We start from the raw sequence: 17,349 nt of genomic DNA, 5'->3' as shown, positions 1-17,349 counted from the left end.
GGGCGCCGGCCGGGTCACTCGGCCAGCGCCGCCTCCGCGTCCAGAGTCGTCGCGACGCCCTGGATCACCGAGGCGATCTTGAAGGCCTCCTGGACGACCTCGCGGTCGACGCCCGCCTTGCGCAGCACCTGCTCGTGCGAGTCCAGGCACATGCCGCAGCCGTTGACAGCCGACACCGCGAAGGACCACAGCTCGAAGTCGACCTTGTCGACGCCCGGGTTGCCGATGACGTTCATCCGCAGACCGGCGCGCAGGGCGCCGTACTCGTGGTCCGACAGCAGGTGCCGGGTGCGGTAGAAGACGTTGTTCATCGCCATGATCGCGGCCGCGGACTTGGCCGCGGTGTACGCCTCAGGCGACAGGTTCGCCTTCGCGTCCGGCGCCAGCTCGCGCAGCACCCGCGGGGAGCGCGCGGCGATGGCCGTGGCCAGCACCGTGCCCCAGAGCTGCTGCGCCGGCAGGTCGCTGTTGCCGATGACCGAGCCCAGGTTGAGCTTCAGGTCCTTGGCGTAGTCCGGCAGGGCGGACTTCAGGGAGTCGAGGGACACGGGTCACTCACCGGCCAGCAGCTTGACCGGGTCCAGGGTCTCGTCGCCCTTGCTCCAGTTGCACGGGCACAGCTCGTCCGTCTGAAGCGCGTCCAGGACCCGCAGGACCTCCTTGGGGTTACGGCCGACCGAGCCCGCCGTCACCATGGTGAACTGGATCTCGTTGTTCTGGTCCACGATGAAGACCGCGCGCTTGGCGAAGCCCTCCTCGTCCTTGATGCCCAGCGCGCGCATCAGCTCGTGCCTGGAGTCGGCCATCATCGGGAAGGGCAGCTCGCGCAGGTCGTCGTGGTCCTTGCGCCAGGCGTGGTGGACGAACTCGGAGTCGCCGGAGAAGCCGAGCACCTGGGCGTCGCGGTCGGCGAACTCCTCGTTCAGCTTGCCGAAGGCGGCGATCTCGGTCGGGCACACGAAGGTGAAGTCCTTGGGCCAAGCGAAGATCACCTTCCACTTGCCCTCGTAGGTCTTGTGGTTGATCTCCTGGAACTCCGCGCCCGGCTCCAGCGAGACGCAGGCGGTCAGTTCGAACTCGGGGAACTTGTCACCGACAGTGAGCACGCGCTCTCCTTGCACTGAGGGACCGCGCGAGGCTCGCGTACGTCCCATGGGTTGGATCATGCCGATGGTGGCACATCGTGCATTGATTGCGGAAATAGCTACACTCGGTCGTGTTGATCGGAGGCAGTTATCAGTGACCGTCGGTAATCCAGGCAGGCGCAAGGCCCTGCCCAGCCTGTCCCAGTTGCGCGCCTTCGCCGCCGTGGCGGAGCACCTGCACTTCCGGGACGCCGCCGCCGCGATCGGCATGAGCCAGCCGGCCCTGTCCGGCGCCGTCTCCGCGCTGGAGGAGACGCTCGGCGTCACCCTCGTGGAGCGTACGACGCGCAGGGTGCTGCTCTCGCCCGCGGGGGAGCGGCTGGCCGTGCGGACCAGGGCGGTGCTGGCCGAGGTCGGCGCCCTGCTGGAGGAGGCGGAGGCGGTCCGGGCGCCGTTCACGGGCGTGCTGCGGCTCGGCGTCATCCCCACCGTCGCGCCCTACCTGCTGCCCACGGTGCTGCGCCTGGTGCACGAGCGCTACCCCGACCTCGACCTCCAGGTGTACGAGGAGCAGACCGCGAGCCTGCTGGAGGGGCTGGCCGCGGGCCGCCTGGATTTGCTGCTCCTGGCCGTGCCCGTCGGCGTTCCCGGCGTGCCCGGGATGCCCGGCGTCGCCGAACTGCCGCTGTTCGACGAGGACTTCGTGCTCGTCACCCCGCTCGGCCACCCGCTCGGCGGCCGCGAGGGCATACCGCGCGCGGCGCTGCGGGAACTGCGCCTGCTGCTCCTCGACGAGGGCCACTGCCTGCGCGACCAGGCCCTCGACGTGTGCCGGGAGGCGGGACGCGAGGACGCTCCGGTGACCACGACCGCGGCGGGCCTGTCCACGCTGGTCCAGCTCGTGGCCGGCGGCCTCGGCTGCACGCTGCTGCCGCGCACCGCGCTGAGGGTCGAGACCTCTCGCAGCAGCCAGCTCCTCACCGGCTGCTTCGCCGAGCCCGCCCCCTCGCGCCGGATCGCCCTCGCCCTGCGCACCGGCGCCGCCCGCGCCGCCGAGTACCGCGAACTGGCCGCCGCCCTGCGCACGGAGCTGAGCGCGCTGCCGGTACGGGTGCTCGACGCCGACGCCGACGCCGACGCCGACGCCGACGCCTGAGCGGCGGGCCCCGCAGGCTTCGGGCGCCAGCAGGCTCCGGGCGCCAGCAGGCTCCGGGCACCTGGGGGCTCCGGGCGTCTGCGGGCCCCGGGGGGCCTGCCGGGAAGGGTGCCGCCCACTAGGAGGGGCCCCTCCCCACCGGGAATGGGCCTGCCCACCGGGAAGACCCCCCGCGCGGGAGGGACGTGGCGTCGACTCTGCGGAAGTAGTACCGGTCCGGAAAGACCCCCCGGGCGGCAGGGACCCCCACCGGGAAGGGCCCCTCCCCGCCGTGCCCGGCCACCGGCGCGGCGGCGATCACTCCGTGCGCAGCCCCTCGGGGCGCATCAGCCGCAGCAGCGGCGGCAGGCTGAGCAGGGTGACCGCGAGCACGATCGCGGCGCCCGCGCCGGTCATCGCCAGCACGTCCGGCCAGTCCACCCTGATCGAGGCGCCCGTCATCTTCAGCAGCACCGCGCCCAGCGTCAGCCCCACGAGCGTCGCGAGGAGCAGGCCGAGCCCGATCGGGATCGCGGTCTGCCACAGCACCGACAGGCTCAGCGTCCGCCGCCGGGTGCCGAAGGCGACCAGGGCCGACAGCAGCTTCTTGCGCTCACGCAACTGCTCGAGCTGGGAGACCAGCAGGCTCGCGCCGATCAGCGCCAGCACGCACGCGGCGCCGACCAGCAGACCGGTGCGGATGGAGGCGAACTTCTCGGATTGCTCGGTGGACGACCACACCGACACGGTCGCGAGCGGGTCCGCGCGCGCCGCCGCGTTGCGCACGCGGTCGCGGACGTCCGGCGCCGAGTCGTCCAGCGACAGGTAGATCTGCCGTTCGACGGACGCGTCGGCGCCCCGCGGCAGCGCGGCCGGGGTCACCAGGAGGCCGCTGCGGCGCCGGCCTTCGAGATCCGGCACGCTGCGGGCCTGCCGCACGCCGCGCGGCACCGTCCACCGCAGGTTGAGCGGGGCGCGCACGCCCTGGGAGACGTGCAGGTACAGCGGCCGGCCGGGCTCGGCGAGGGAGGCGGCGGCGTCGTCGTCGTCGCCGCCGCGCAAGGCGAAGGCGTCGCCGTCCCGGCAGGAGGGCAGGGCGGCGACCTCGCGCAGCGCCGCGCAGTCGCCGACGGTCACTTCCGTGCTCGGGCCCCCGTCGTCCTCGGAGCGCCGGGGGCCCGCGTCGGCGCCGCCCAGCGCGATCGCCTTCCGCACGCCCCGGGTGGCCGCGAACGCCTGGAGGAGCGGCGCGGCAGGCGTCCCGGGCGAGAGCTGCGCCTCCATCTGGGCCCGGTCCAGGTCGTTGCGCGACGCCTTGGTGTAGTCGCCCGCGACGCCCGCGAACAGCATCTGCAAGGCGATCGCCCCGGCCACCGCGACCGCGATGCCGTTCACCGTGCGGGCCGCTGTGCCGCTGCTCAACTGCAAGCGCCGCACAGCCAGTTGCCAGGCCACCGGCCCCCGGCCGAGCCGGGCCACCACGGTCTCGACGATCCACGGCAGCAAGGTGGTCACGCCCACCAGGAGCAGCAGCACGCCGCCGATCACCAGGTACTGGTTGAAGTCCCCGTTCGTCCGGCCCTGGCCGATCATCACGGACAGCATCGCCAGGCCGGCGAGCGGCAGCAGCAGCCGCCACCACAGCCGCCGCCGTGCGGGCTTGGCCGTGCGGACCACGCCCAGCGGTTCGATGACCACCCGGCGCAGCGCGAACAGGGTCACCAGCACGGCGGCCGCGGGGACGGCGAGGGCGACCAGGGCGGCCAGCGCGGGCGCCGGGTCGAGGTAGTCGGGGAAGGCGCTGATGCCGAGGATCTCGACCGAGCCGGCCGCCTGCCGCCCGAGCAGGAAGAAGACGGCGCCGAAGACCAGCCCGAGCAGCGAGCCGCCGAGCGCCTCGCCCGCGGCGATCCGGCGGGCCATCCGGCTGTCGGCGCCGACCAGCCGCAGCGCGGCCAGTCTGCGGTCGCGCCGCTCGCCGCCGAACCGCACGGCCGCGGCGATGAACACGGCGACCGGCATCAGCAGCACCGTGAACACCACCAGCACCAGCAGGATCAGCACCGGGTCGGCTCTCTCCGGGGTCGGGGACGGAGATCCGTACCCGCGGATCCGGGCCGTCTGCCAGCCGTTGATGTACGGGGCCAGGTTCCGCGCCCCGGCGTAGTAGGCGAGTTCGCTGGAGCCGATCAGCCCGCTCTCGCGGATCGTCCCGGTCAGCCGGTACGGCAGCCGTGCGCGCAGCAGCTTCCCGTCGGCGGAGTCCAGGAGTCTCTTCAGGGCGGGGGAGACGACCATGTCACCGGGCGCCGGGTATGCCGACAGCCCCGGCGGCAGCGGCGCGCGCGGCCCCTCCGGCTCCACCAGCCGCCCGCGCACGTCCTCGTCGCGGTAGGTCGTGTCGACGTCGGCGATCACCAGGGTGTCGTCGGCCCGGGGCGGGACCTCCCGGCTGTAGGTGTGGTCCGCGCGGGCCTCGTCGCGCTGGTGCCGTACCGCCAGCGCGCTCGGTATCGCGGTGGTCAGCAGCAGCAGCGCCACGCCGAGCCCCACCCCGACGGCGGTCAGCACCGCCCGGGTCCATCCCTCGCGCCCGCCGGTGAAGGCGAACTTGGCGCCCATCCGCAGGTCGCGGGCCCACTGGCGCATGCCGTGATCGCTCATACCAGGCGCTCCACGTCCCGGGACCGTCCGTCGCGCACGACGATCTCGCGGTCCGAGTACGCGGCCACCCGGGCCTCGTGCGTGACGAGCACGACGGCGGCGCCCGAGGACCGGGCGGTCTCGGTGAGCAGCTCCATCACGCGTTCGCCGTTGAGGGAGTCGAGCGCGCCGGTCGGCTCGTCGGCGAACAGCACGCGCGGACCGGTGACCAGGGACCGGGCGACGGCCACCCGTTGCCCCTGGCCGCCGGACACCTCGCCGGGCCGCTTCCCGGCCAGGTCGTCGACCTCCAGCCGCCGCATCCAGGAGAGCGCGGCCTGCTCGGCCGCCTTGCGCGGGGACCCGTTCAGCCGCAGCGGCAGCGCCACGTTCTCCACGCAGGTCAGCTCGGGCACCAACTGGCCGAACTGGAAAACGAACCCGAACTCCGAGCGGCGCAGCGCGCTGCGCTGGGCGTCGGACAGGGCGGTCAGCTCGCGGCCGTCGTAGGCGATGGAGCCCGAGTCCGGGGTGACGATCCCGGCCAGGCAGTGCAGCAGCGTGGACTTGCCGGAGCCGGAGGGTCCCATCACGGCGACGATCTCGCCGGGGTGGATGGAGAACTCGGCGCCGTCCAGGGCGGTGGTGGGACCGTACGCCTTGCGCAGGTCCTCGGCGGCGAGCAGGGAGCCGGGGGGAGGGGTCACCGGGTCACCGCCTCGCGGAGCTTGTCCAGCCGTGCGGCGGTCAGCTCCAGCCAGCGCAGGTCGGCCTCGAGGTGGAACAGGGCATGGTCGCAGATCAACTGGTCCGCGAGGTCGCCCTTGCGTTTGCGGTCGGTCAGGATCCGCATCCCGCGCAGGTGCTCGGCGCGCTGGGTGTCGAGGATGTGAGAGGCGTCGCGGTGGGTGAGCAGGGCCAGGACGACCTTGGTGTAGAGGGTCGACTGGAGGTACGGCTCGGGCTTCTCGGGCGTGGCCAGCCAGCGCTGGACGTCGGTGACGCCGGCGTCGGTGATGGCGTAGCGCTTGCGCTCGGGTCCGCCGCCGGCCTCGATGCCGTCGACCTGGACGAGCCCGTGCTTCAGCAGGCGGGACATCGTCGAGTAGACCTGGCCGTAGTGCAGCGGCCGGTCGTGACCGAACTTCTCGTCGAAGGCGCGCTTCAGGTCGTAGCCGTGGCGCGGCCCGGACTCCAGGATCCCCAGGAGGGTGTGACCGATGGACATGGCAGGACTCTACATAGCGTGTATACGTGTTGTGTATACACCGTGTGTAGATCGCCTCCCCGTGCATCCCTCCGCCGGGTCGCGGCGCAGGTGGGAGGGGATTGTCACGGTTGTGCTACGAGGCGTGCGGGGGCGCCTCTCAGGCGCCGTTCGCTACCCGGAGGCGCCGGGCGGGCGCGGGTCGCGGGGCTGCCGAGGCTCGTCGCGGGGCGGACGGCCCCGGCGGGGCAGCGGGCCCGCGTCGCCGGGCAGGCGGCCCGCCTCCGCCAGGGCGCGGCGCAGCAGGAAGTGCTAGCACTTTTCCCCGCCGGGCAACCTTCAACCCCCGCGGGGCGTCGGTTCCGTCGGAGCGGGTGCTGATTGTCACGTCCGCGAATGCGGGGACCGAGGGCCCTTCGGCGCGGAGAGCGGTGTTAGTTTTCTGAGCTGACCTGGGCCACTCACGCGAGTGACAGCCGATACGGAAGCGGAGCGGACGGACGCATGGGACGAGCGGAAGAGAGACGAGCGCGGCAGCGCGAGGGCCGCCGCGCGGCGCCCCGGAGCTCGTCCGGAACGCCGGCCGCCGCGGGCGCGGCCTCCGGCGCCGCGGGCCCGATACCCGGCGGCCGTGCCGCGGCCCGCCGCGCCGCACGGCCCGGCAAGGCGCGCAAGAGCGGCATACGCCGGATGTTCACCTGGAAGAAGATCCTCGGCACGTTCTTCGGCCTCTGCCTGCTCGGCATAGCCGCCTTCGCCGTGCTCTACATGACGGTGAACGTGCCCGAGGGCAACGCGGTCGCCCAGCAGGAGAGCAACGTCTACAAGTTCAGCGACGGCTCGCTGCTGGCCCGCAAGGGCACCGTCAACCGCGAGAGCGTGTCCCTGGACAAGGTGCCGAAGGACGTGCAGCACACCTTCGTCGCGGCGGAGAACAAGACCTTCTACCACGACTCCGGCGTCGACCTGCGGGGCACCGCCCGCGGCCTGCTCAACACGCTCTCCGGCAAGGGCGCCCAGGGCGGATCGACGATCACCCAGCAGTACGTCAAGAACTACTACCTCTCGCAGGACCAGACCGTCACGCGCAAGCTGAAGGAACTGGTCATCTCGCTGAAGGTGGACCAGAAGCTGTCCAAGGACGACATCCTGGCCGGCTACGTCAACACCAGCTACTACGGCCGCGGCGCCTACGGCATCCAGGCCGCCGCGCAGGCCTACTACCGCACCGACGCCTCCAAGCTCACGGTCGAGCAGGGCGCCTACCTCGCGGCCCTGCTCCAGGCGCCGAGCCAGTACGACTGGGCGGCCGCCACCCCGACCGGCAAGAGGCTGGTGCAGGCGCGCTGGAACTACGTGCTGAACAACATGGTGCAGCAGCACTGGCTCGACCCCGGCAAGCGGCAGGCGATGAAGTTCCCCGTGCCCAAGGACCCCAAGGGGGCGCCCGGTCTGGAGGGCCAGAAGGGCTACCTGATCGACCTCGCCAACAAGCAGCTCGAGAAGCAGCTCATGAAGGAAGAGGGCGTCACGCAGGCCCAGGCCGAGGCCGAGGTGGTGGACCGAGGCTGGACCATCACCCTGAACATCGACAAGACGAAGCAGGCCGCCCTGGAGGCCGCGGTCAAGCGGCAGCTCACCGACAAGCTGGACCCGAAGAAGCGCAAGGTCGACGGCGACGTCCAGGCCGGCGCCGTGTCCGTCGACCCGAAGACCGGCGAGATCGTGGCCCTGTACGGCGGCAAGGACTACTTCGAGCACTACTACGACAACGCCGCCCGGCAGGACTACCAGCCCGCCTCCACCTTCAAGCCGGTGATCCTCGCCGCCGCCGTGGAGCAGAGCGCCCGCACCCAGGAGGGCCTGCCGATCACCGCCGACACGCGGTACGACGGCACGAGCGGCCGGCAGGTCGTCGACCACGGCGCCAAGGTCGGCTTCGGCCCGCCCAACGAGGACGACCAGGACTACGGCGACATCACCGTCCAGACGGCGATGAACAAGTCCGTCAACTCCGTCTTCGCGCAGATGGGCGTGGACGTCGGCATGCGGAACGTGATGGGCGTCGCCGACAAGCTCGGCATGGACACCCAGGGCATGCAGGCGGTGCCCGCGCAGACCCTCGGCTCGATGGGCGCCAGCCCGCTGGAGATGGCCGGGATCTACGCCACCCTCGACGACCACGGCAAGAAGGTCACCCCGACCGTCGTCGCCAAGGCCGAGAACAAGACCCGCTCGGTCAAGATGCCCGACCCGATCGGCGGCCAGGTCATCAGCCGCGAGGCCGCCGACACGGTCACCTCGGTGCTCACCGGCGTGGTCGACGACGGCACGGCGAAGACGTCGGTACGGGACAACCCGATGCGCGACGGCCAGCAGGTCGCGGGCAAGACCGGCACCTCCGACGAGGACAAGTCGGCCTGGTTCACCGGCTACACCCCGGACCTGGTCACCTCGATCGGCCTGTTCGGCGAGAACGCCAAGTCCCACGCGCACACTACGCTGAGCGGCGCCACGGGACAGCTCCCCGGCAGCGGGCGCGTCAACGGCGGCGGCTACCCGGCCCAGATCTGGGCCGCGTACACCTTCGGCGTGATGGACGGACCCGGGCGGTTCGACCTGGAGACCAAGCAGGGCGCGGCCGTGGAGCCGACGCTGACCCCCTCGCTCAGCCCGTCCCCGACCCAGACCCCCTCCTCGACGCCCAGCAGCGCCCCGCCGTCGGTGACGCGGACGCCGAGCCGGACGCCCACCCGGACGCCGACGCAGTCGCCCAGCAGCCAGTCGCCCTCGCAGTCGCCCAGCGGCCAGACGTCGGGACCGCCGCCCGGCCCGTCCGGCGGCGTCACGCCCAACCCGCCCGTCCTCGGCGACCAGCCGCAACGGGGCGGCACCCAGCAGGCGCAGTAGCCGCACGCAGCGCAGAGAGGGGCGCCCACCGACCGGTGGGCGCCCCTCTCTGCTACCTGCGGACGGCGGGGCGGCGCGGATCAGGTCCGGTTCAGTTCGAACCAGACCACCTTCCCGGTGCTCAGCCGGGTCGCGCCCCAGCGCCGGGCCAGCCTGTTCACCAGGTACAGCCCGCGGCCGCCCTCGTCCGTGGCGCGGGCCTGGCGCAGCCGGGGCAGTTGCGGCACGTCGTCGCCGACCTCGCAGCGCAGCACGTCCGTGCGCAGCAGACGCAGGGTCACCGGCCGGGACGTGTACCGCACGGCATTGGTGACGACCTCGCTGACCAGCAGCTCGACTGAGTCCGTCAGCTCCTCCAGGCCCCAGCGCGACAGCGCGCGGCGGGCCAGGCGGCGGGCCCGACCGGGCGCGGAGTCCTCCGGCTCCAGGAACCAGTACGCCACGTCGCTCGGCGCGATCCCGTCGAACCGGGCGGCGAGCAGCGCGATGTCGTCGTCCCGGTCGCCCGGCCCGAGCATGTCCAGCACCTCGTCGCACAGGGCTTCCAGCGGCGGCGGGTGGTCGGGGCCGGTGAGCTGCGCGGTCGCCTGGAGCTTCTCCCGCAGTTGCTCTATGCCGGTCCACACGTCCCGCAGCCGGGACTCCACCAGGCCGTCGGTGTACAGCAGCAGCGTGCCGCCGGCCGGCGCGTCCAGCTCCACCGCCTCGAAGTCGACCCCGCCGACGCCGATCGGCGCGCCCGGCGGCACCCGCAGCACCTCGGCCCGGCCGCCCAGGTGCAGCAGCACCGGCGGCGGGTGTCCGGCGTTGGCGATGGTGATGCGGTGCGAGACCGGGTCGTAGACCGCGTACAGGCAGGTCGCCATGCGGTCGGTGCCCAGGCGCTGCGCCTGCTCGTCGAGATGGTGCAGCACCTCCTGCGGCGGCAGGTCCAGGCCCGCGAGGGTCTGCGCGGTGGTGCGCAACTGGCCCATGATCGCCGCTGACGTCATGGAGTGGCCCATCACGTCGCCGACCACCAGCGCGACCCGGCTGCCGGGCAGCGGGATCGCGTCGTACCAGTCGCCGCCCACCCGCGCGGTCTCCGCGGCCGGCAGATAGCGGGACGCCAGCCGTACGCCGGTGGGGCGGGGCAGCGTCTCGGGCAGCATGGTGCGCTGGAGTTCGTCGGCGATGTACGCCTCGCGCCCGTAGAGCACCGCCTTGTCGATGCCCAGGGCGCTGTGCGTGGCGAGCTGGGCGGCCACCAGCAGGTCGTCGGGCTCGAACGCCGGGCGCTCCGGGCGGCGCAGGAACAGCGCGGCGCCGATGACCCGGCGCCGGCCGCGCAGCGGGGCCAGGATGGCGCGCTGCCCGTCGGGCACGGCCGGGCGCCCGTCCCCGCCGAGGAGTTCGGCCAGCGCGGCGGCCGCAGGCTGGGCGTCGGTGAACACCGGGCGCACCCCGCGCAGCACCTCGCCCAGGGCGCTGCCGGGGCGCACCTCGCACAACTCGGTCGCGGCGACGGACAGTTCGGCCGGCTGCTCGGGGACGGGGGCCGGCATGAACCCGACCTCCCCGTCGCGCTCGGCCGGTATCCGGTCGGTGCGGCGCAGCCGCAGCACGAGCGGGCCGACGGGCCTCTCGTCGCCCACCGGCAGCGGCTCGCGCAGGTACACGAGGATGGCGTCGGAGAACGTCGGCACCGTCGCCCGGCACAGCCCCATCACGATCTCGTCCAGGTCCATGCCGCGGGCGATCCGCCGGGTGGCCGCGCCCACGAACCGCAGCCGGTCGCCGTCCCGGCGCATCGGCAGCGGGCGGCCGGGCGGCAGCCCCTGGCCGGTCCTGCGCTCCCGCCCGTCCGGGCCGCGCCGCTCCCGCACGCCGGGCTCGCGCCCGTCCTGGGCGCCGGGCGAGCGCCGCTCCTGCCCGTCCGGCCACCGGGACGCCTCGGCCTCCTGGCCGGTCCTCACGCCGGCGTCCGGCTGGGCCGGGATGCCGTCGGGCGCCGGGCGCCGGCGGGACGCGCCGGGCTCCGCGGACCGCGGCTGGGCGTGCTCGAACCCGGCCGCGGGCGCCGTCTCGCCGCCGGGCGGGGCGTCCGGGCCGGCGCCTCGCGGCGGCTCGCCGTCGGCGCTTCGCGCCTGGACCGGGCGCGGGGGCCCGTCCGCGGGGCGCGGCTGCACCGGTAAGGCCGGGGGCCGGGAGGCGCGCGGAAGGGCCCCGCGGGCGTCCGCGGGGTCGGCGCCCGCCTGGGGGCGCTCGAAGGAGGTCGGCTGCTCCGTCACGCGTGTCGCATCCATCCGTCCGGGGCTGCGCACCGGGCGCGCAGTCGGTCCCGCCGAAGACCCGATACCCGTATTAGGCGCCTCGGGAACGGATTTCCGGCGTGGTCAGGGGCTGTCGCCGTGCCGCCGGCGGGCCGTCCGCGGCCCGCTCGGGTGGTGCGCTGGTACCCCTCGCTCACGTCCTGCCGCCCCTCGGTGACGTTAGGTCAGACTCGTTGCCCGCTTGGGGGGTTGTCCCTCGGCGTGCCTCTCCGCGCCCTTGCGGAGGACGATCCTACGGTTCCCGCCCGGGGGTGCATCAAGGGTCTCACGAGGACAGGTGCGCGGGTGTGCGGTCCCAGTCTTCCGGCAGTGACGGTACCGCCCACGACGGGTCCGGGCGCCAGTGCTGCCAGTCCTCGCGGAACGGCCGCCCCCACGCGCGGACCACCTCCACCGCCGAGCGGCCGGCCGCCCGCACGCGCTCGGCCAGCGCGGCGTCCACCAGTCCGTCCCGCTGGGCCTGCGCGAACTCGTCCTCGTCCCGCCAGTGCCAGGTGCGGTCCGGGTGCACGGAGATGTCCAGGAAGTGGTCCTCGGAGTCCACCCCGCCCGCCCAACGGGCCAGCGGCTCCTCCAGGTTCACGTACCAGTTCTTGAACCGCCAGCCCGGCTCCCAGAACAGCCACACCGACCACGGCTCGCCGGGCCGGGCCAGCTTCAGCACGCCGGTGCCGAACCAGCGGTCGCGCTGCACCGTGCGCGGCTTGGTGTAGCGCGACGCGAGCGGCTCCAGGTGCACCGCCGTGCCGTCGGCGAGCACCGGCTTGACGCACTCGGTGCCCGGCGCCATCCACGCGGCCAGCAGATCGGCGTCGTCGCGCACGACGGTCACGGGCCGCGCGATGTGGAAGCCCGACCCGCCGTTCTCCCGGTACCGCCACAGGATCGGGGTCCCCGGGGCCCAGCGGTCCGTCGCACCGCCCGTCGTCACACGTCTGATCGCTCCGTCGTCTGCCATGCGCAGATATTAGGTGTCAGAAGCACACGACGCTGCGGTCCGCGTCACGGTCCACGAGGGTGCGCGCCCCCGTCGACGGCCCGTCACGGGCGTGTCATCCGCAGCACGTCCAGCGCCTCGTCGAGCTGTCGTTCCGTCAGGTCGCCGCGTTCCACATGGCCGCTCTCCAGGACTGCCTGACGGATCGTCTTCTGCTCGGCGAGCGCCTTCTTGGCCACCTTCGCGGCCGCCTCATAGCCGATGTACCGGTTGAGCGGGGTGACCACGGACGGCGAGGACTCGGCGTACTCGCGGGCCCGCTCGCGGTGCGCCACGATCCCGTCGACCGCCCGGTCGGCCAGCAGCCGGGAGACGTTGGCGAGCAGCCGGACCGACTCCAGGACGTTCTTGGCGATGACCGGCAGCATGACGTTCAGCTCGAAGTTGCCCGCGGCCCCGGCGGTGGCGACCGCCGCGTCGTTGCCGATCACCTGGGCGGCGACCATGAGCACGGCCTCGGGGATCACCGGGTTGACCTTGCCGGGCATGATCGAGGAGCCGGGCTGGAGGTCGGGCAGGGAGATCTCGGCGAGCCCGGTGCGCGGACCGGAGGACATCCACCGCAGATCGTTGGCGATCTTGGTCAGCCCCACGGCGATGGTGCGGAGCTGGCCGCTGGTCTCGACGACGCCGTCCCGCGCGCCCTGCGCCTCGAAGTGGTCGCGGGCCTCGGTCAGCGGCAGCCCGGTGACCCGGGCGGTCTCCTCGATGACGGCGGCGGAGAAGCCGGGCGGGGTGTTGACGCCGGTGCCCACGGCGGTGCCGCCCAGCGGCAGTTCGGCGAGCCGGGGCAGCGAGGCGTTCAGCCGCTCCACGCCGTAGCGCACCTGGGCCGCGTACCCGCCGAACTCCTGGCCCAGGGTCACCGGAGTGGCGTCCATCAGGTGCGTCCGCCCGGACTTGACCACGTCCGCGAACTCGTCGGCCTTGCGGCCCAAGGCGGCCGCCAGGTGCTCCAGGGCCGGGATCAGGTCGCGGGTGACCGCGGCGGTGGCGGCGATGTGCAGGGAGGAGGGGAAGACGTCGTTGGAGGACTGCGAGGCGTTGACGTGGTCGTTGGGGTGCACTTCGCGCCCGAGCCGTTCGCTCGCCAGGGTGGCCAGGACCTCGTTGGCGTTCATGTTCGACGAGGTGCCGGAGCCCGTCTGGAACACGTCGACGGGGAAGTGCTCGTCCCACTTCCCCTCGGCGACCTCCTCGGCCGCCTCCTGGATCGCCCGCGCGACGTCCTCGTCGAGCACGCCGAGTTCGGCGTTGACCTTGGCGGCGGCGCCCTTGACGCGTGCCAGCGCCTCGATGTGCGCGCGTTCCAGGCGCTGGCCGGAGACGGGGAAGTTCTCCACGGCCCGCTGCGTCTGCGCGCGCCACTTGGCGCCGGCGGGCACCCGGACCTCGCCCATGGAGTCGTGCTCGATGCGGTAGTCGTCGCTCATACCCGGTACAGCGATCAGGCCGGGCCGGATGTTCCGGCGACACGCGGGTGAGCGCGTGTCGCCTCGCGACGGCCGGCCGGCCGCCTGCCCGCGCGCGTGCGGCCCGGCGGGGCGCCGGGCCGCGGTGGACGGGCGGCGGCCGCCGGGCCGCCGCCGCGGTCAGGAGGAGCGCACCGGGATGCTGGTGAACGTGGGCGTGGGGGAGGGGTCCTGGAAGAAGTCGTTGCCCTTGTCGTCGACGACGACGAACGCCGGGAAGTCCTCGACCTCGATCTTCCAGACGGCTTCCATGCCCAGCTCCTCGTACTCCAGGACCTCGACCTTCTTGATGCAGTCCTGGGCGAGCCGGGCCGCCGGGCCGCCGATGGAGCCGAGGTAGAAGCCGCCGTGCGCGTCGCACGCGTCGGTGACCTGCTTGCTGCGGTTGCCCTTGGCCAGCATCACCCTGGAGCCGCCCGCCGCCTGGAACTGCTCGACGTAGGAGTCCATGCGACCGGCCGTGGTGGGGCCGAAGGAGCCGGAGGCGTAGCCCTCGGGGGTCTTGGCCGGGCCCGCGTAGTAGACCGGGTGGTCCTTCAGGTACTGCGGCATGCCCTCGCCGGCGTCCAGGCGCTCCTTGATCTTGGCGTGCGCGATGTCGCGGGCCACCACCAGGGGGCCGGTCAGCGACAGCCGGGTCTTGACCGGGTACCTGGTCAGCTCGGCGAGGATCGACTCCATCGGCTGGTTGAGGTCGATGCGCACGACGTCGCCGTCGGAGTCCAGGTGCTCGTCGGTGGTCTCGGGCAGGAAGCGCGCCGGGTCGGTCTCCAACCGCTCCAGGAAGACGCCCTCGGCGGTGATCTTCGCGACCGCCTGGCGGTCGGCCGAGCAGGACACCGCGATGGCCACCGGGCAGGACGCGCCGTGCCGGGGCAGCCGCACCACGCGCACGTCGTGGCAGAAGTACTTGCCGCCGAACTGCGCGCCGATGCCGATCTTCTGCGTCAGCTCGAAGACCTTCTGCTCCAGCTCCTCGTCCCGGAAGCCGTGGCCGAGTGGGGAGCCCTCGGACGGCAGCCCGTCCAGGTAGTGCGCGGAGGCGTACTTGGCGGTCTTCAGCGCGAACTCGGCCGAGGTGCCGCCGACCACGATCGCCAGGTGGTAGGGCGGGCAGGCCGCCGTGCCCAGCGAACGGATCTTCTCCTCCAGGAACTTCATCATGGAGGACTCGTTCAGGACGGCCTTCGTCTCCTGGTACAGGAAGGACTTGTTGGCGCTGCCGCCGCCCTTGGCCATGAACAGGAACTTGTAGGCGCCGCCGTCGGTCGCGTACAGCTCGATCTGCGCGGGCAGGTTGGAGCCGGTGTTCTTCTCCTCCCACATGGTCAGCGGGGCCATCTGGGAGTAGCGCAGGTTGAGGTTCTGGTACGCGTCGAAGACGCCGCGCGACAGCGCCTCCTCGTCGCCGCCCTCGGTCAGCACGTTCTGCCCGCGCTTGCCCATCACGATGGCGGTGCCGGTGTCCTGGCACATGGGCAGCACGCCCGCCGCCGCGATGTTGGCGTTCTTCAGCAGGTCCAGGGCGACGAACTTGTCGTTCGCACTGGCCTCCGGGTCGTCGATGATGCGGCGGAGCTGGCCGAGGTGGGCCGGGCGCAGGTAGTGCTGGATGTCGTGGACCGCCTCCTCGGCGAGCCTGCGCAGCGCCTCCGGCTCGACCTTGAGGAACGTGCGCCCGTCCGGCCCCTCGACGGTGGAGACGCCCTCGGACGTCACCAGCCGGTACGGCGTGACGTCCTCGCCCTGGGGGAGCAGATCGGTGTACGCGAACGCGGCGGCAGGGCGGGCAGGGGGGGAAGTACGCGGCATGTCGCCCATTCCTCACTCGGCAGAAGGCTGCCCGCCTCCGTCGGCGGGCACCGACCAGCGTAGGACGTGCCGCGGGCGGCGCGGTGGTGAGGTCTCACTCAGTCGCGGCGCGCGGGGACGGGGCGTGGGCGCGGGGGCGAGGCGTGGACCCGCGCGCGGGGACAGGGCGTGGACCCGGGGGCGGGATCGGGAGCTTCGGGAGCTGTTGTCCACAGGGCCCCGCCGGGGGCTAGTCGCGATCTATCGCGTTTGGGTACGCTGCTGCCGTGGACCTTCAGAAGCAGACCGAACCGCGTGCGGCCGCCGCCTCGCGCACGGCCGTCTCCGGCCGCGCCGCCGAGCTGCGCGCCTCGGACGCCGACCGTGACCGCATCGCCGACATCTTGCGCGACGCCCTCGCCGAGGGCCGCCTGACAGCCGAGGAGCACGCCGAGCGCGTCGAGGGCGTGCTGACCGCCAAGACGGCCGGCGAGCTGGAGACCTTCATACAGGACCTGCCCGCCGCGCACTCCGGCCGCACGGCGCAGGGATACGGCGCCGTGCCGAACCGTCCCGAGCCCGGCGGGCTCCCCGTCGAGGCCGACGACAGCGTGGTGGCCGTCTTCAGCGCGGCCGCGCGCAGGGGCCGCTGGCGCGCCGGGCGGCGGCTGCACGCGTACGCGGTCTTCGGCAGCGTCGAGATCGACCTCAGCGAGGCCCTCTTCGAGTACCAGCATGTCGTCGTCAAGGCCTTCTCGGTCTTCGGCGACGTGCAGGTGCGCGTCCCGGAGAACGTGTCGCTGCGCGGCGTCGGCGGCGGCGTGCTCGGCAACTTCGAGGTGGACTCCCGCGACTCGGCCGACGCCGACGCCCCCGTCGTCTACGTCGACGGCTGGGCCATCCTCGGCAACGTGGAGGCGCGGGCCGCCCGCGGCAAGAGCGTCGCGGACATCCTGGACCGTGTGCAGCGCAAGGTCGACAGGGTGCAGGACAGGGTCGACAGGCAGGTGCGCAAGCGTCTGTGACGCACCGGGCGGTCGGGAACTCAGTGCATAGGCGCGCGCACAGCGGGTAGGGCTTGCTGCATCCTCGCTCGCTCGCGAAGCCGTAGTCAGGAGAAGACCGTGCTGCAACCGCCGCATTCGTCCCTGCAGGTCGCTGCCGTTCCGGCCCAGCGGGAGCCAGTGCGGGACAGGGACCAAGACGCACCCTGGCACACCGAGGCGGTGTGCCGACGCGACGAGGCCGGCCTGTTCTTCGCACCGTCGAAGGAGCCCACCGCGGCACGGCTCTCGCGCGAGGAGGCGGCCAAGCGGGTCTGCGCCCGCTGTCCGGTCATGGTCGAGTGCCGCGAGCACGCGCTGCTCCAGCCCGAGCCCTACGGCGTCTGGGGCGGCCTCACCGCCGCCGAGCGCCGCGTCGTCCTGGCCCGAAGGCGCCGCCGCGAGCTGGAGCTGAAGCAGGCGGCCCGCACGTCCGACCGCATAGCGGCGGCCGGCTGACCGCCTGCGCCTGCCAGTCAGCCGGTCCCGAGGCCTTCCCGCGGCTGGGTCGAAGCGCCTCGGGACCTTCCTGCGGCCCAGCCAAAGCTCTCTGGGGCGCCCCCGTGGGCCGTGACGGCACGGCGGGGGCGCTTCCTGGCGCAGACGGCGCGTTCCGGCACCGGCAGGCTCCCGGGCGCTCCCCCCGCACGGGGAGCGCCGCCAAGCCGTACGGGACCGCGGCCGCGGCCCAGACCCGCCGCCGCGGGCCGCCGTCCCCGACCCTGCCGACGGTCTGCCTGATGCAGGGTCCGGA

At 73.2% G+C, this 17,349-nt stretch carries 13 protein-coding genes; 4 read left to right on the top strand and 9 right to left on the bottom strand.

The window, feature by feature from the left end:
• Positions 1–14: 14 nt before the first annotated feature.
• Together ABZ861_RS01680 and ABZ861_RS01675 are read right to left on the bottom strand one after the other, a co-directional pair.
• Positions 15–548, bottom strand: coding sequence for an alkyl hydroperoxide reductase (locus ABZ861_RS01680; RefSeq protein WP_361621879.1), 534 nt, complete (start codon positions 546–548; stop codon positions 15–17).
• 3 nt (positions 549–551) lie between these two features.
• Complete coding sequence (locus ABZ861_RS01675; RefSeq protein WP_361621876.1) at positions 552–1,106, bottom strand: peroxiredoxin; 555 nt, start codon at positions 1,104–1,106, stop codon at positions 552–554.
• Between the two features lie 133 nt (positions 1,107–1,239).
• Between ABZ861_RS01675 and ABZ861_RS01670 the strand changes: the two genes are divergently transcribed.
• Entirely contained in the window at positions 1,240–2,241 is a 1,002-nt protein-coding gene (locus tag ABZ861_RS01670) for a LysR substrate-binding domain-containing protein (RefSeq protein WP_361621873.1), read from the top strand.
• A gap of 297 nt (positions 2,242–2,538) precedes the next feature.
• On the opposite strand, the gene ABZ861_RS01665 is transcribed toward ABZ861_RS01670, so the two are convergent.
• From ABZ861_RS01665 to ABZ861_RS01655, 3 genes are read right to left on the bottom strand one after another with little or no spacing between them, the layout of a single operon-like run.
• Positions 2,539–4,884: an FtsX-like permease family protein gene (locus ABZ861_RS01665; protein WP_361621870.1), complete on the bottom strand. Its 2,346-nt coding sequence runs from the start codon at positions 4,882–4,884 to the stop codon at positions 2,539–2,541.
• Positions 4,881–5,570: an ABC transporter ATP-binding protein gene (locus tag ABZ861_RS01660; RefSeq protein WP_361621867.1), complete on the bottom strand. Its 690-nt coding sequence runs from the start codon at positions 5,568–5,570 to the stop codon at positions 4,881–4,883. Before ABZ861_RS01660 ends, ABZ861_RS01665 begins: the two co-directional genes overlap by 4 nt.
• Positions 5,567–6,091 carry a PadR family transcriptional regulator gene (locus tag ABZ861_RS01655; RefSeq protein WP_361621864.1) on the bottom strand — a complete coding sequence of 175 codons (525 nt, stop codon included), beginning with the start codon at positions 6,089–6,091 and terminating at the stop codon, positions 5,567–5,569. Before ABZ861_RS01655 ends, ABZ861_RS01660 begins: the two co-directional genes overlap by 4 nt.
• Before the next feature lie 483 nt (positions 6,092–6,574).
• Between ABZ861_RS01655 and ABZ861_RS01650 the strand changes: the two genes are divergently transcribed.
• Positions 6,575–8,980 (top strand): transglycosylase domain-containing protein, encoded by a 2,406-nt coding sequence (locus ABZ861_RS01650; RefSeq protein WP_361621861.1) that lies wholly within the window; start codon positions 6,575–6,577, stop codon positions 8,978–8,980.
• An 80-nt stretch (positions 8,981–9,060) separates the two neighbouring features.
• Here ABZ861_RS01650 and ABZ861_RS01645 read toward each other — a convergent pair whose 3' ends face one another.
• The 4 genes from ABZ861_RS01645 to ABZ861_RS01630 all read right to left on the bottom strand — a co-directional run bounded on the left by ABZ861_RS01645 (position 9,061) and on the right by ABZ861_RS01630 (position 15,573).
• Complete coding sequence (locus tag ABZ861_RS01645; RefSeq protein WP_361621858.1) at positions 9,061–11,265, bottom strand: SpoIIE family protein phosphatase; 2,205 nt, start codon at positions 11,263–11,265, stop codon at positions 9,061–9,063.
• 292 nt (positions 11,266–11,557) lie between these two features.
• Positions 11,558–12,250, bottom strand: a complete 693-nt coding sequence (locus tag ABZ861_RS01640; protein ID WP_361621855.1) for a DUF402 domain-containing protein — start codon at positions 12,248–12,250, stop codon at positions 11,558–11,560.
• Positions 12,251–12,333: 83 nt separating this feature from the next.
• A complete protein-coding gene (locus ABZ861_RS01635) occupies positions 12,334–13,722 on the bottom strand; it encodes a class II fumarate hydratase (protein ID WP_361621852.1) in 1,389 nt (462 codons plus the stop codon).
• A gap of 159 nt (positions 13,723–13,881) precedes the next feature.
• A complete protein-coding gene (locus tag ABZ861_RS01630; protein WP_361621849.1) occupies positions 13,882–15,573 on the bottom strand; it encodes a fumarate hydratase in 1,692 nt (563 codons plus the stop codon).
• A gap of 266 nt (positions 15,574–15,839) precedes the next feature.
• Between ABZ861_RS01630 and ABZ861_RS01625 the strand changes: the two genes are divergently transcribed.
• Positions 15,840–16,577, top strand: a complete 738-nt coding sequence (locus ABZ861_RS01625; RefSeq protein WP_361621846.1) for a DUF1707 domain-containing protein — start codon at positions 15,840–15,842, stop codon at positions 16,575–16,577.
• 99 nt (positions 16,578–16,676) lie between these two features.
• On the top strand, positions 16,677–17,054 hold the full coding sequence (locus ABZ861_RS01620; RefSeq protein ID WP_361621843.1) for a WhiB family transcriptional regulator: 378 nt from the start codon (positions 16,677–16,679) through the stop codon (positions 17,052–17,054).
• Positions 17,055–17,349 lie beyond the last annotated feature (295 nt).

This window comes from Streptomyces sp. NPDC046985 (assembly GCF_040644415.1).
Classification (GTDB): Bacteria; Actinomycetota; Actinomycetes; order Streptomycetales; family Streptomycetaceae; genus Streptomyces.
The sequence above is the reverse complement of the archived record's forward strand: the minus strand, read 5'-3'. Positions and strand labels throughout refer to the sequence as shown.